This is a genomic window from Paracoccus sp. (in: a-proteobacteria), from assembly GCF_032007265.1.
GTDB lineage: Bacteria > Pseudomonadota > Alphaproteobacteria > Rhodobacterales > Rhodobacteraceae > Paracoccus.
Window position 1 is genome coordinate 1 of sequence record NZ_DALZMB010000047.1, and the last position, 13,600, is coordinate 13,600.

Consider the following 13,600-nt stretch of genomic DNA (forward strand, 5'->3'; position numbering starts at 1 on the left):
CTGGGCCACGGCATCGGCATTCACGTCCCACAGCACCACCTCGGCGCCGCTGGCCAGAAAGCGGCGTGCGATGGCAAGTCCGATACCCTGTGCGCCGCCGGTGATGACGGCCCTGCGACCTTTCAGATCGATCTGGTTCATGATTTTTTCTGGCTCGCTTCCATGTCGCGGATATGGGCGCGGATGATGCTGGGGAAATCTGCATCTGCCGTAAAGCCCAGCTCGCGCGCCCGTGCGGGGTCAAAATCCTCGGCCCAACCCGAGACGATGGTGCGGATGGTGGTGTCAGGCTGACGTTTGATCCGCGCGGCAACTTCGTCGCCCGCAACTTCGCGCAGTGCCTCGATCATTTCGCCGACCGACAGGCAAATGCCCGGCATGTTCAGGCAGCGACGAGGACCGACCTGAGCTAGATCCATCGTGGCCGCATGCATCAAAAAGCCGACCGCCGCATCGGGCGAGGCCATCCAATGGCGCACGCTGTCATCGACCGGCAAGATCGCCTCTAGCCCGGCCAGCGGCTCGCGGATAATCCCCGAGAAAAAGCCCGAAGCAGCCTTGTTGGGCTTGCCCGGACGCACGACGATGGTGGGCAGGCGGATGCCGATCCCGTCAAAGAAGCCGCGCCGCGAATAGTCATTCAACAGCAGCTCACCAATCGCCTTTTGCGTGCCATAGCTGGTCATTGGCGCAGACAGGAACGTATCGGTGATCTTTTCTTCGAACGGGGCGCCGAAAACCGCGATGGACGAGGTAAAGACCACGCGCGGGCGGTAGTCTTTTTGCTGGCGAATGGCCTCGAACAGCAGGCGCGTGCCATCTAGGTTGATGCGATAGCCCTTATCGAAATCCGCCTCGGCCTCGCCCGATACGATCGCGGCCAGATGGAAGATCACATCCGGGCGATCCGCAATCAGGCTGTCGATGGTGGTGGCGTCGGAAATGTCCCCGGCAATATCTTCGATGCGCAGCTTGTCGCTGCGCAGCTCGGTGGGGAACACGTCGAAAGTGGTGATCCGGTCGATCTTGGTGCCACCCAGCTGGCCATCTGCAATCAGCCGATTCGCCAGACGGCGCCCGACCATACCTGCCGCGCCCATAATCAGGATATTCATGCTCTCTCCCATCTTTGGTTCCTTCGCCCCAGCCGGGGCCGCGCGATCAGAGCAGCGCTCTGCCGGCCAGATTTCGCATCAGTGCCGAGGCGCCAAAGCGCCAGGGCGGGCATTCGGTCGAAAGGGCAACCTCGTTGACCAGCGCGCCCAGCTTGGGTTCGGCGATGGTGACAATGTCGCCGGTCTTATGGGTAAAGCCCTGTCCCGGCTCACCGCGATCCTGCGTCGGCGCGAAAAGCGTGCCCAGAAACAGCAGCGCGCCATCGGGGTATTGGTGATGGGTGCCGATCATCTGGGCGACCAGATCCTCGGGGTCGCGGCTGATTTGCGACATGGACGAACGCCCGTCCAGAACAAAGCCATCCTTGCCCTCGACGCGCAGGGTCAACTCGGCCCGGCGCACATCATCAAGGCTATAGCTGTCGTCGAAAATCCGGATGAAGGGTCCAATCGACGAGCTGGCATTGTTGTCCTTGGCCTTTCCAAGAAGCAGCGCCGAGCGCCCCTCGACATCGCGCAGGTTCACGTCATTGCCCAGGGTCGCGCCGCGGATGCGCCCGGTCGAGCTGACGGCCAATACGATCTCGGGTTCGGGGTTGTTCCAGCGTGAAATCGGATGAAGGCCGACTTTCGCCCCGGTCCCAACCGAGGACATCGGCTGGCATTTGGTGAACACTTCAGCGTCGGGCCCGATCCCGACTTCCAGATATTGCGACCATAGCCCCTCGGCCTGAAGCGCGGCCTTGACCTTTTCAGCCTGAGCCGAGCCGGGCTGAATGCCTTTCAGGCTGGCGCCGATGGTGCCGCCAATGCGGGCGCGAATTTCCTCGGCGCGGTCAGGATCGCCCGCGGCCTGTTCCTCGATCACGCGCTCGACCATCGAGGCGGCAAAGGTCACGCCTGCGGCCTTGATCGCCTGAAAATCGGCAGGCGCAAGCAGGCGCAGCGCATCTGGGTCATCGCTTGGGGCAGGCAGATCCGACACCATCCCCAAGGATTCGCCGGTCTGATTGGCCAGATATCCCACCAGATCGTCGATCTCGAGCAGATCGCGCATGGTCGGCGCCTCGACCGAAGTGATGTCGAACAGCTCGCCATTGCGCACAATCACCAGCGCAGGGCCGATGCCGGGGCGCCAGATGCGACCCACAAACAGGCCGTCGTCAGGAAGTGTCAGGTCAGTCATTATTTCCCCCAGTTCAATGCGACTGGATTAAGTGGGCGCACAAGATCAAGCAGCATGGCGCGGGTTGGATCGGATAAAGGCGCAATCGGATGGCGCGAAAAATCGGATTTGATCACGCCACCCGCCATCATCACGGCCTTGGTCGCGCGAAAGCCGCATTGGCGATTTTCATGGTTAACCGCAGGCAGGATGCGCGCATAAGCGGCCGTCGCCGCCGCGCGGTCTCCGGCCTGCCAGGCGGTCAGAACCGGCTTGATCTGGTCCGGGATCATTGCCGAGGTCATCGTCCCCGTCGCCCCGGCATCAAGATCCGCCAAAAGCGTGATCGCCTCTTCGCCGTCAAAGGGGCCTTCGATGGCATCGCCGCCTTCGGCGATCAAGGCGCGCAACTTGGCCGCGGCGCCCGCCGATTCCATTTTGAAAAGCTTCACCATCTCGATTTCACGGGCCATTTTGACCAGCAGCGGCACGGTAAGATCGGTTCCTGCCATCGGCGCATCCTGCACCATGATGGGAATACCAGCATCACCGACACGGGCGAATTGCTCGAAGATCTGCTCGGGCGTCGCGCGCAAGGTTGCACCATGATAGGGTGCCATCATCATCACCATGGCCGCGCCAAGTTCTTTGGCCAGCTGGGCGCGTTCGACCGCGATCGGGGTGGCGAAATGGCTGATCGTGACAATGACCGGCACACGACCCGCAACATGCTTAAGCGAGAGCCGCGTCAGATGTTCGCGCTCGGCATCCGAGATCAGGAATTGCTCGGAATAATTGGCAAGAATGCAGATGCCATCGACGCCCTGATCGATCATGCAATCCAGAATCCGGCACATACCGTCGTCATCGACGCGACCGTCCTCGTGGAAGGCAACCGGCGCGACTGGCCAGATTCCGCTGTATTTTGCCATAAACTTTCCCCCCCAAGAAAATTGCAAATTTCAAGATTTGGCGCGGATGGTATACCATTTTTTCCGACCGACAAGGGGCGGAACTGCGGTCAAGACAGGGTTTTTTCGGCTGCCAGTCCGACCGCGTTTTTGCTGCACTGCGGCGTGAACCTTTCTCTTTTCGGAAGAGAATTTCTGGTATACCAAGTTTTTGCCAAGCCGCATCGGCGCCGCCAGGAGGAGTGACTGACATGGGCGATACCCGCGCGAATAAACGGTTCAGATCGCAGGAATGGTTCGATAATCCGAACAATCCGGGCATGACCGCGCTCTATGTCGAGCGTTATCAGAATCAGGAATATACCCGCGAAGAGCTGCAATCTGAAAAGCCGATCATCGGCGTGGCACAGACAGGCAGCGACATCTCGCCCTGTAACAAGATCCACGTTTTCCTGATGGACCGGATCAAGGCAGGCATTCGCGCGGCCGGCGGGATTCCGATGGAATTTCCGGTGCATCCCATTCAGGAAACCGGCAAGCGCCCCACTGCGGCACTGGATCGCAACCTGGCCTATCTGTCCCTGGTCGAGGTGCTGCACGGCTATCCGCTGGACGGCGTCGTTCTGACGACGGGCTGTGACAAGACCACGCCCGCGATGCTGATGGGTGCGGCGACGGTCGATATTCCGGCGATTGCGCTGAACGGTGGCCCGATGCTGGACGGCTGGTGGCAGGGCAAGCGCGCGGGCTCGGGCACGATCGTTTGGGAAAGCCGCCGACTGCTGTCGGAAGGCAAGATCGATTATGATGAGTTCATGTCGCGCGTCTGCGCCTCGGCGCCTTCGCTTGGGCATTGCAACACCATGGGCACGGCCTCGACGATGAACGCGATGGCCGAGGCACTTGGCATGTCGCTGACCGGAAACTCGGCCATTCCCGCACCGTTCCGCGAGCGTATGGCCATGGCTTATGAGACCGGCAAGCGCATCGTGGAAATGGTCTATGAGGATCTGAAGCCCTCGGATATTTTGACCCGCGAGAGCTTTGAAAACGCGATTGTGGTGAATGCTGCAATCGGTGGTTCGACCAATGCTCCGCCGCATTTGCAGGCAATCGCGCGCCATGCAGGGATCGAGCTGGACGTGAAAGATTGGCAGGACATCGGTTTCGAGATCCCGCTTTTGGTGAACATGCAGCCCGCCGGAGAATATCTGGGCGAAGGTTTCTTCCGCGCGGGCGGCGTTCCTGCGGTCATGGGCGAGCTGATGAAGGCCGGCAAGATCCGCAAAGGCGCGATGACGGCGACCGGCAAGCCGATGGGCGAGAACCTGGAAGGCTGGAAAAGCGTCGATGAGGATGTGATCCGGACCTACGACAAGCCGTTGCGGCCGAACTCGGGCTTCCTGGTGCTGTCTGGCAACCTGTTCGATTCCGCGCTGATGAAAACCTCGGTGATTTCTCAGGATTTCCACGATCGTTTCTTGTCAGACAAGGGCCATGAGGGCATCCACACTGCCCGCGCCATCGTTTTCGAGGGCCCGGAAGATTACCATAACCGCATCAATGACGGCGAATTGCAGATCGATGAGCGCTGCATGCTGTTCATTCGCGGCGTCGGTTGCGTCGGCTATCCGGGCAGCGCCGAAGTGGTCAATATGCAGCCGCCAGATTCGATCCTGAAGCAGGGCATCAAGCATCTGCCGACGGTCGGCGATGGGCGTCAGTCCGGCACCTCGGAAAGCCCCTCGATCCTGAACGCCAGCCCAGAATCGGTGGTTGGTGGCGGTCTGGCCTATTTGCAGACCGGCGATATGGTGCGGCTTGATCTGAACGAGGGCACGCTGAACGCACTTGTCCCCGATGCCGAATGGCAGGCGCGCAAGGATGCTTGGGTTGCGCCGGTTCTGGAAAACCAAACCCCGTGGGAAGAGATCTATCGCTCGACCGTCGGGCAGTTGGCGCAGGGTGGCTGTATCGAGCTTGCGACTAAATATCAAAGGGTTGCGAATAAGCTGCCACGCGATAACCACTAAGGCTGCATAGGGGACAAGGGGGGAAAGCATGTCCAAGACAATCCTGATCACCGGCGGAGGCAGCGGCATTGGCCGCATCACCGCACGGCGTTTTCTGGCCGATGGCTGGCGCGTCGGACTGATTGGCCGGCGCGAGGATGCGCTGATCGAGACGGCGCAGGGCCATGCCAATGCGCTGATCTTGCCCTGCGATGTCACCGATGAGGCGGCGGTCGATCAGACCTTCGCCAAGGCGGTCGCGGCATGGGGGCGACTGGACGTGCTTTTCAACAATGCGGGCGCTGTGCTGATTTCCAAGCTGATCGACGATATTTCCGTCGCAGATTGGAAGCGGGTCACAGATGTCAACATCACCGGCATGTTCCTTTGCGCCCGCGCAGCCTTTCGTCAGATGCGGACGCAAAGCCCTATGGGCGGGCGCATCATCAACAACGGCTCGGTTTCGGCGACGGCGCCGCGGCCCGGCTCGGTGCCTTATACGGTCTCCAAACATGCGGTCACGGGTCTGACCAAGACCCTGTCGCTGGATGGCCGCCCCTTTAACATCGCTTGCGGTCAGGTCGATATCGGCAATGCGCTGACCGATATGGCGGTTGCGATGACCAAGGGCGTGCCGCAGGCGGATGGCTCGATCAAGGTCGAGCCGGTGATGGATGCCGCGCAGGTTGCTGATACGGTCTGGTTCATGGCGAATATGCCGGATGGCACGAATATCCAGCAGGTTACGGTCATGGCGACGAATATGCCCTTCGTGGGGCGTGGCTGATGGCTGGCCCTTCGTTTGATCTGACGGGCAAGCGCGCGCTGGTCACTGGCTCGTCCCAGGGGATCGGCTATGCGCTTGCGCGCGGTCTGGCCGGGGCGGGGGCCAGCGTCGTGCTGAATGGTCGCGATCTGGCCAAGCTGCAGACGGCCGCCGATCAGCTGCGCGCCGAGGGCTATCAGGTCGAGGTCCTGGCTTTTGACGTGACCAATCACGATGCGGTCCGCACCGCCATCGACGGTTTCGAGGCGCAGATCGGGGCCATTGATATTCTGGTCAATAATGCCGGAATGCAGCACCGCGCGCCGCTGGATGAATTTCCCGCGCAAGCCTTCGAGCAGATGCTGCAAACCAATATCGCCAGCATCTTCCATGTCAGCCAAGCGGTGGCGCGACATATGTTGTCGCGCGGTGCGGGCAAGATCATCAGCATTGCCAGCGTGATGACCCAACTCGCGCGTGCAGGGGTTGCGCCCTATACCGCGACCAAGGGCGCGGTTGGCAATCTGACCAAAGGCATGGCTGCGGATTGGGCGGGCAGGGGGCTGCAATGCAATGCGATTGCGCCCGGATATTTCCGCACGCCGCTCAACCGCAATCTTTCCGAAAACCCCGAGTTCAACGACTGGCTGACCCGGCGCACCCCTGCCGGCCGCTGGGGCGAACTGGAAGAGCTGGCGGGCGCTTGCGTCTTTCTGGCTTCGCCGGCCTCGTCTTTTGTGAACGGGACCACGATTTATGTCGACGGCGGCATTACGGCGACCGTCTAATTTACTGAAAGGCCACATTCATGACCAAGGTTCTTGCCATCGGGCAATATGCTGAAAATGACAGCAAAGCGCTGGCGCAGGATTTCAGCGCCCTTGCCCTTGCAGGTCCCGATGACGTGGCCAGCCTTTCGACGGATCAGCGCGCCGCGATCGAGGCTTTGGCCTATAAGGGCCATCACCCGGTTGCAGCTGCGCTGATGGACCTTTTGCCCAATCTCAAGATCATCGCGAATTTCGGCGTGGGCTATGATGCAATCAATGTCGCCGATGCGACGGCGCGCGGGATCTTGGTCACCAATACGCCCGATGTGTTGAATGACGATGTTGCAGATCTGGCTGTGGCGATGCTGATTGCGCAGTCGCGCCAGATGCCACGCGCGGAAAGCTGGCTGCGCAGCGGCACCTGGGAGAATGGCAAGGATCTGCCGCTGGCGCGCAAAATGTCGGGGCGCCGGGTCGGTGTTCTGGGCATGGGCCGCATTGGCCGCGAGATCGCCGACCGCCTTGCCGCCTTCAAATGCGAGATCCATTACCAGTCGCGCTCGATCAAAGAGACGCCCGGCTGGACCTATCACGCCGATCCCGTCAGCCTTGCGCAGGCGGTGGATGACATCATTGTCGCTGTCGTGGGTGGCCCGGATACGGTTGGTTTTGTCTCGGCCGATGTGATCGCGGCTTTGGGCAATGACGGGGTCATCGTGAATATCTCGCGCGGGTCGGTGATCGATGAAGAGGCACTGATCGCGGCGCTGCAAAATCGCACGATCCGTGGCGCGGCTTTGGATGTGTTCCGCAATGAACCGCATGTCGATCCGCGCTTCATGGACTTGGACAATGCCCTTTTGCTGCCGCATATCGGCTCGGCCACGGTCGAGACGCGGGCCGAAATGGGTGCGCTGCAGCGGCGCAATCTGGCGGCAATGCTGGCCGGGCAGCCGCCCTTGACGGCGGTAAACCGGATCTAAGCCATGGCGCCCGAGGAAACCCTTGCCGAAACCATCGCCTATGAAATCAGGCGCGAGATCCTGCGCGGCACCTTGCCGCCGGGCGCCCCGATCAAAGAGCGTGACAATGCCGAACGGCAGGGGGTCTCGCGCACACCAATGCGCGAGGCAATCCGAATTCTGGCCAAAGAGGGGCTGGTTCAGTTGCGCCCCTTGCGCAGCCCCGTCGTCGCCGACCCCTCGCTTGAGGAAATCGTCGATCAAGTCCATGTCTTGCATACGCTCGAACTTTTGGCCGGTGAGTTGGCCTGTGAGCGGGCCACGCTCGAGGATCTGGACAAGATCTCGGCGCTCAAGCGGCGCATCGAGACGATTTATGGCGAGGCAGATACGCTGGATGTCTTTGAGATCGACATGCAGTTTCATGCGGCCATTGTCGCCGCCTCGCATAATGTCGCTTTGGCGGAAACCCATGGTGCCTATATGGCGCGGCTTTGGCGCGCGCGCTATCTGTCGGCACGGCGCAAAAAGGCACGGTCGCGGGTGATCCGCCAGCATGATGCCATTCTGGACGCTTTGCGGGCCCGTGATCCGCAGCGCGTGAAGGCGGAAACCGACAGTCACCTTGCGGATATGATCCTGAACATCCGCGACCATTTCCGCGAGGTCAGCGAAAATGGGGCCCCCACTGATGATGACGCCGGCCGCAGCTGATCTCGTTAACCCGTATAAGCCATTTTAAAGAGCCAAACAGATGAACGACACCATCCGCCTTGATCCCTCTGACAATGTCGAGACCGCCCTGCGCGCGCTGGCCGCTGGCGAGGGTGGGGCGAGTACGCCGATTCCGCGCGGCCATAAGCTGGCAGTGCGTGACATTTCCAAGGGCGAGCCGGTGCTGAAATATGCCCAGATCATTGGTTGGGCCTCGCAGGATATTCCGGCAGGTGCGCATATCCACACCCATAACCTCGAGTTCCGCAACATCAGCCATGATTATGATTTCGGAACAAACCTGCGCCCGGTCGGCGCGCCCGCCCGTCAGGACACGTTTCGCGGCTATCGTCGCGCCAATGGCAAGGTCGGCACGCGCAACTATATCGCGATTCTGACCTCGGTGAACTGTTCGGCCACCGCCGCGCGTCAGATCGCCGCGCATTTCACCCCCGAGCGTCTGGCAGCTTTTCCCAATGTTGACGGCGTCACCGCCTTTGTCCATGGCACCGGCTGCGGTATGGCCAGCAATGGCGAGGGGTTCGAGACGCTGCAACGGGTGATGTGGGGCTATGCGCGCAACCCCAATGTCGGCGGCGTGCTGATGGCGGGTCTGGGCTGCGAGGCCAACCAGATCGACTGGCTGATCGAGGCCTTTGGCCTGACCCCCGGGCCGCTGTTCCAGACCATGAATATTCAAGATGTCGGCGGTCTGCGCAAAACCGTGGCTTTGGGCATCCAAAAGGTCGAGGCGATGTTGCCGTTGGTCAATGCCTTTGAGCGTAGCGAATGTCCGGCATCGGAACTGATGGTCGGGTTGCAATGCGGCGGCTCGGACGCCTGGTCGGGGATTACGGCAAACCCGGCGCTTGGTTATGCATCGGATCTGCTGGTCCAGCAGGGCGGAACGACGGTTCTGGCCGAAACGCCTGAAATTTATGGCGCCGAGCATTTGCTGACCCGCCGCGCCGTCGACGCAAAGGTCGGTGGCAAGCTGGTCGATCTGATTTCCTGGTGGGAAGATTATACCGCGCGCAATAATGGCAGCATGGATAACAACCCCAGCCCCGGCAATAAGAAGGGCGGCCTGACCACGATCCTTGAAAAGTCGTTGGGCGCTGCGGCCAAAGGGGGCACTTCGCCGCTGACGGGGGTCTATAAATATGCAGAGCCGGTCACGGCGCGGGGTTTCACCTTTATGGACAGCCCCGGCTATGATCCGGCCAGTGTCACAGGGCAGATCGCCTCGGGGTGCAATCTGATTGCCTTTACCACCGGGCGCGGCTCGGCTTTTGGTGCCAAGCCCTCGCCGTCGATCAAGATCGCGACCAATTCGGAAATGTATCAACGCCTGACCGAGGATATGGATGTCAACGCAGGCGCGATCCTGACCGAAGGCAAAACAGTCGAGCAGATCGGTCGCGAGATCTATGAGATGCTGCTGCGGGTCGCCTCGGGCGAGCCGTCCAAATCCGAGGCGCAAGGCCTGGGGGATTATGAATTCGTGCCCTGGCAAATTGGCGCAGTGATGTAATCAGCTTCAACGAATTGATGGCCGATTGCGCGCGACAGACCGCGGCAATGATGCCAGATTACCCGCGAATCTTAAGGAGGAACCTATGAAACTTTTGCGTTATGGCCCTGTTGGGCAGGAAAAACCGGGTCTGCTGGATCAGGACGGCAAGATCCGTGACCTCTCGGGCCACATCGCCGATATTGCTGATGACGTTCTGACCCCCAAAGGTCTGGCGAAACTGGCCGCGATCGATCCCGCCAGCCTGCCCGAAGTCAGCGGCAACCCGCGTCTGGGCGCCTGCGTCGGCAATGTCCGCAAATTCATCGCCATTGGCCTGAACTATGCCGATCATGCCGCTGAAAGCGGTCTGCCGGTCCCGGCCGAGCCGGTCGTGTTCAACAAATGGACCAGCTGCATCGTCGGCCCCAATGACGACATCCAGATCCCCCCGGGCTCGGTGAAAACCGACTGGGAGGTCGAGCTGGGCATCGTCATCGGCAAAGCAGCCAGCAATGTCTCGCAGCAGGATGCGCTGGATCACGTGGCAGGCTATTGCGTCGTCAACGACGTTTCCGAGCGCGAATGGCAGATCGAGCGTGGTGCGACTTGGGACAAGGGCAAGGGCTTTAACACCTTCGGCCCGATTGGTCCTTGGGTTGTGACCAAAGACGAGGTCGCCGATCCAGGCAAGCTGCACATGTGGCTTGAGGTTGATGGCAAGCGCTATCAGGATGGCACGACCGAGACGATGATTTTCCCCGTGGCCGAAATCGTTGCATATTGCTCGCAGCTGATGACGCTGATGCCGGGTGATGTGATCACGACGGGCACCCCTCCGGGTGTTGGCATGGGGCAAAAACCGCCGGTCTATCTGAAGGGCGGCGAGACCATTCGTCTGGGCATCGCCGGTCTGGGCGAGCAGACCCAAAAGGTTCTGCCTGCGAAATGAGTCAAGAAGCGCGCCTGCGCGAACGGATTTGCGAGCTGGCCCGGTCGATGTTCGACCGTGGCCTGACCGCAGGCTCGACGGGGAATATTTCTGCCCGGACACCGGATGGCGGGATGCTTGTCTCGCCCACCGGGACCAGTTTCGGGCGGCTTGATCCTGCGCGGCTGGCGCGCTTTGACGAAAACGGTCGCCAGATCGATGGCGACCGTCCCACCAAGGAAATGCCCCTGCATACGGCCTTTTACCAGACCCGTAATCGGGCCGAGGCGGTCGTGCATCTGCATTGCTGTCACGCTGTTGCGCTGTCGGTTTTGCCTGACGCATCGACGGATGATTTTCTGCCTCCGATCACGCCCTATGCCTTTATGCAGCTGGGTCGCGTCAAGCTGCTGCCTTATTTCCGTCCCGGCGATCCGGCCATTGGCGATGCAGTGCGCGGGCTTGCGGGCAAGCGCTCGGCGGTGATGCTGGCCAATCATGGCCCCGTTGTCGCGGGCCGCGATCTCGAGGCCGCCTGCAATGCCATTGAAGAACTTGAGGCCACGGCCCGGCTTGCGCTTTTGCTGCGCGGTCAGTCGCCGGCCATGCTGACCGCTGATCAGGTCGCCGATCTGGTCAAGATCCACGATATTGCCTGGGGTGATGATTGATGCGCTTTTCCGCCAACCTTGGCTTTCTTTGGGCCGATCTGCCATTGCCGCAGGCGATCCGTGCTGCCAAGGCGGCCGGTTTTGACGCGGTCGAATGCCATTGGCCCTATGAGACAGCCGCCGAAGATGTTGCACAGGCTTTGGCCGAGACCGGCCTGATCATGCTGGGGCTGAACACGCGCCGCGGCAAGCCCGGCGAAAATGGCCTTGCAGCCCTGCCCGGACGCGAAAGCGAGGCCCGCGCCGAGATCGACCGTGCCGTTGATTATGCTGCGCGCATTCATTGCGGGGCGGTTCATGTCATGGCTGGATTTGCGACCGGCGATGAGGCGCATCAGACCTTTCTGGCCAATCTTGATTATGCCTGCCGCGCCGCGCGCCCGCATGGGATCACGGTGCTGATCGAGCCGCTGAATCATTACGATGCCCCCGGATATTTCCTGTCCACCTCTGAGCAGGCGGCAGGCATTATCGCGGCTGTGCCCCATGACAATTTGCGGCTGATGTTTGACTGCTATCACCTTCAGATCATGGAAGGTGACATCTCGCGGCGGCTAAAGGCGCATCAGGCCATCATCGGACATATCCAGATCGCCTCGGTCCCGGATCGGGGCACCCCCGATCATGGAGAGCTGGACTATCGCCACATTTGCGCGCTGCTGGCCGAGATGGGCTGGGACCGCCCCTTGGGTGCTGAATACAAGCCCCAGCACCCGACCGATCAGACCCTAAACTGGTTGCCGGCGCTACGCGCGATCTAGCCTAGCGCGGCCAAGGCATCGGCAAAAAAGCTTTCGGCGCCGAAATTGCCTGATTTCAGTGCCAAAGCCAGCGCGCCTTGGCTGTCTTGGGCATAGGTCCAAGGCACGCCCGGTGCAATTTCCGCGCCAATCATCACCTGTGTCACGCCAAGGGCATTGGCCACCGCACCCGAGGTCTCGCCGCCCGCCACCACAAAGCGGGCTCGGCCTTGCTGGCGCGCATCCTGCGCCAAAAGGGCCAGCGCCTCTTCGACGATCCTGCCCGCTTCTGCCGTCCCAAGCTGGGCTTGGGCATGGCGCACGGCCTTGGGCTCGGCCGTGGCATAGATCAAGACGGGGCCATTTCCGGCTTGTGCGGCCAGCCATGCCCGCGCTTTTTCCGGCCCTTCGGCGGCCAGGGTCAAAGGGTCCAGTTGGAAATGCGCAACCTGGTCGCGAAAGGCCGCAACCTGCGCGCGCGTCATGGCCGAGCAGCTGCCCGACAGAACCACCGCCCCGGGATCAAGCATGGGCGCCTGAAACCCTGCCGTGCCTGCCTGAAGCAGACCCGCCTTGCGCCATAGATCGGGCAGGGGGCGGGCCAGCGCACTGCCCCCGGTGATCAAGGGCATATCCAGACAGGCTTGGGCAATGGCCTCAAGGTCGTGATCCGAGATCGCGTCAACAACCAGATGGCCGATGCCTTGGCCCTGAAAATCCGCACGCGCGGCGGCAATTGCCTGCGCGCCGCGTGCAACGGTGGGCCAGTCGATCAGCCCAACCTTGCCACCTTGCAGCTGAGGCGCAAGGAGCCGGGTCAGATCGCTGTCACGCATGGGCGTCAGCGGGTGATCCTTCATCGGGCTTTCCGCCAAGGGCTGGTTGCCAACGAAGAGGTTGCCCATAAAAACCCGTCTGCCATTTTCGGGAAAGGCCGGGCAATAGATCGTCTGATCCGTGCCCAGATCCGCCATAAGCGCAGCCGCGACCGGGCCAATATTGCCCGTGCTCGTGCTGTCAAAGGTCGAGCAGTATTTCCAGTAAAACTGCCGCGCCCCGCTTTGGCGCAGCCAGGCCAGCGCGGCCCGGGTGTCGGCCACTGCCTCATCGACGGGGGCGGTGCGGCATTTCAGGGCGATCACCTCGACATCGGCGCGGCGATCGGGTGCGCTGTCTGGCAACCCAAGGCGCAGCGAGACCGAGACCCCGCTACGTGCCAAAAGCCCCGCCAGATCGGTCGCGCCGGTAAAATCATCCGCGATGCAGCCAAGGATTGTCATAATGCCCTCCGTAATCCGGGCGAAAGGTTAGCGATGCGTGACGGGCGCGC

The 13,600-nt window shown here is 61.3% G+C and carries 14 protein-coding genes; 9 read left to right on the top strand and 5 right to left on the bottom strand.

Features of this window, described 5'->3' with window-relative positions; translation table 11 throughout:
- The 4 genes from RTS12_RS11255 to RTS12_RS11270 all read right to left on the bottom strand — a co-directional run.
- A partial coding sequence (locus RTS12_RS11255; RefSeq protein ID WP_312528548.1) for an SDR family NAD(P)-dependent oxidoreductase occupies positions 1-141 on the bottom strand: 141 nt, incomplete at its 3' end.
- Positions 138-1,115, bottom strand: a complete 978-nt coding sequence (denD, locus tag RTS12_RS11260; RefSeq protein ID WP_312528499.1) for a D-erythronate dehydrogenase — start codon at positions 1,113-1,115, stop codon at positions 138-140. The genes denD and RTS12_RS11255, both read right to left, overlap by 4 nt.
- A gap of 46 nt (positions 1,116-1,161) precedes the next feature.
- The gene (locus RTS12_RS11265; RefSeq protein ID WP_312528501.1) at positions 1,162-2,301 is read right to left on the bottom strand and encodes a fumarylacetoacetate hydrolase family protein; all 1,140 of its coding nucleotides are present in this window, start codon (positions 2,299-2,301) and stop codon (positions 1,162-1,164) included.
- A complete protein-coding gene (locus RTS12_RS11270; RefSeq protein WP_312528503.1) occupies positions 2,301-3,212 on the bottom strand; it encodes a dihydrodipicolinate synthase family protein in 912 nt (303 codons plus the stop codon). Before RTS12_RS11270 ends, RTS12_RS11265 begins: the two co-directional genes overlap by 1 nt.
- 230 nt (positions 3,213-3,442) lie before the next feature.
- Here RTS12_RS11270 and RTS12_RS11275 point away from each other — a divergent pair, with 230 nt between their 5' ends.
- The 9 genes from RTS12_RS11275 (at position 3,443) to RTS12_RS11315 (ending at position 12,291) form a co-directional block, all read left to right on the top strand.
- Positions 3,443-5,224 (top strand): IlvD/Edd family dehydratase, encoded by a 1,782-nt coding sequence (locus tag RTS12_RS11275; RefSeq protein WP_312528505.1) that lies wholly within the window; start codon positions 3,443-3,445, stop codon positions 5,222-5,224.
- A 28-nt stretch (positions 5,225-5,252) separates the two neighbouring features.
- Positions 5,253-5,990: an SDR family oxidoreductase gene (locus tag RTS12_RS11280; protein WP_312528507.1), complete on the top strand. Its 738-nt coding sequence runs from the start codon at positions 5,253-5,255 to the stop codon at positions 5,988-5,990.
- Positions 5,990-6,757: an SDR family oxidoreductase gene (locus tag RTS12_RS11285; protein WP_312528509.1), complete on the top strand. Its 768-nt coding sequence runs from the start codon at positions 5,990-5,992 to the stop codon at positions 6,755-6,757. The genes RTS12_RS11280 and RTS12_RS11285 overlap by 1 nt, the downstream gene beginning before the upstream one ends.
- Before the next feature lie 20 nt (positions 6,758-6,777).
- Entirely contained in the window at positions 6,778-7,722 is a 945-nt protein-coding gene (locus RTS12_RS11290; RefSeq protein ID WP_312528511.1) for a 2-hydroxyacid dehydrogenase, read from the top strand.
- Positions 7,723-7,725: 3 nt separating this feature from the next.
- A complete protein-coding gene (locus tag RTS12_RS11295) occupies positions 7,726-8,415 on the top strand; it encodes a GntR family transcriptional regulator (RefSeq protein WP_312528513.1) in 690 nt (229 codons plus the stop codon).
- A 40-nt stretch (positions 8,416-8,455) separates the two neighbouring features.
- On the top strand, positions 8,456-9,949 hold the full coding sequence (locus RTS12_RS11300; protein WP_312528515.1) for an altronate dehydratase family protein: 1,494 nt from the start codon (positions 8,456-8,458) through the stop codon (positions 9,947-9,949).
- An 85-nt stretch (positions 9,950-10,034) separates the two neighbouring features.
- Positions 10,035-10,880: an ureidoglycolate lyase gene (locus tag RTS12_RS11305; RefSeq protein WP_312528517.1), complete on the top strand. Its 846-nt coding sequence runs from the start codon at positions 10,035-10,037 to the stop codon at positions 10,878-10,880.
- Positions 10,877-11,530, top strand: a complete 654-nt coding sequence (locus RTS12_RS11310; RefSeq protein WP_312528519.1) for an aldolase — start codon at positions 10,877-10,879, stop codon at positions 11,528-11,530. Before RTS12_RS11305 ends, RTS12_RS11310 begins: the two co-directional genes overlap by 4 nt.
- On the top strand, positions 11,530-12,291 hold the full coding sequence (locus RTS12_RS11315; protein WP_312528521.1) for a TIM barrel protein: 762 nt from the start codon (positions 11,530-11,532) through the stop codon (positions 12,289-12,291). The genes RTS12_RS11310 and RTS12_RS11315 overlap by 1 nt, the downstream gene beginning before the upstream one ends.
- Here the strand turns inward: RTS12_RS11315 and otnK are convergent.
- Entirely contained in the window at positions 12,288-13,553 is a 1,266-nt protein-coding gene (otnK, locus tag RTS12_RS11320; protein WP_312528550.1) for a 3-oxo-tetronate kinase, read from the bottom strand. The genes RTS12_RS11315 and otnK overlap by 4 nt on opposite strands.
- Positions 13,554-13,600 lie beyond the last annotated feature (47 nt).

Coding starts and splice junctions, on each gene's coding strand:
- denD (WP_312528499.1), bottom strand. CDS start 1,115: ATGAATATCCTGATTATGGGCGCGGCAGGTATGGTCGGGCGCCGTCTG.
- RTS12_RS11265 (WP_312528501.1), bottom strand. CDS start 2,301: ATGACTGACCTGACACTTCCTGACGACGGCCTGTTTGTGGGTCGCATC.
- RTS12_RS11270 (WP_312528503.1), bottom strand. CDS start 3,212: ATGGCAAAATACAGCGGAATCTGGCCAGTCGCGCCGGTTGCCTTCCAC.
- RTS12_RS11275 (WP_312528505.1), top strand. CDS start 3,443: ATGGGCGATACCCGCGCGAATAAACGGTTCAGATCGCAGGAATGGTTC.
- RTS12_RS11280 (WP_312528507.1), top strand. CDS start 5,253: ATGTCCAAGACAATCCTGATCACCGGCGGAGGCAGCGGCATTGGCCGC.
- RTS12_RS11285 (WP_312528509.1), top strand. CDS start 5,990: ATGGCTGGCCCTTCGTTTGATCTGACGGGCAAGCGCGCGCTGGTCACT.
- RTS12_RS11290 (WP_312528511.1), top strand. CDS start 6,778: ATGACCAAGGTTCTTGCCATCGGGCAATATGCTGAAAATGACAGCAAA.
- RTS12_RS11295 (WP_312528513.1), top strand. CDS start 7,726: ATGGCGCCCGAGGAAACCCTTGCCGAAACCATCGCCTATGAAATCAGG.
- RTS12_RS11300 (WP_312528515.1), top strand. CDS start 8,456: ATGAACGACACCATCCGCCTTGATCCCTCTGACAATGTCGAGACCGCC.
- RTS12_RS11305 (WP_312528517.1), top strand. CDS start 10,035: ATGAAACTTTTGCGTTATGGCCCTGTTGGGCAGGAAAAACCGGGTCTG.
- RTS12_RS11310 (WP_312528519.1), top strand. CDS start 10,877: ATGAGTCAAGAAGCGCGCCTGCGCGAACGGATTTGCGAGCTGGCCCGG.
- RTS12_RS11315 (WP_312528521.1), top strand. CDS start 11,530: ATGCGCTTTTCCGCCAACCTTGGCTTTCTTTGGGCCGATCTGCCATTG.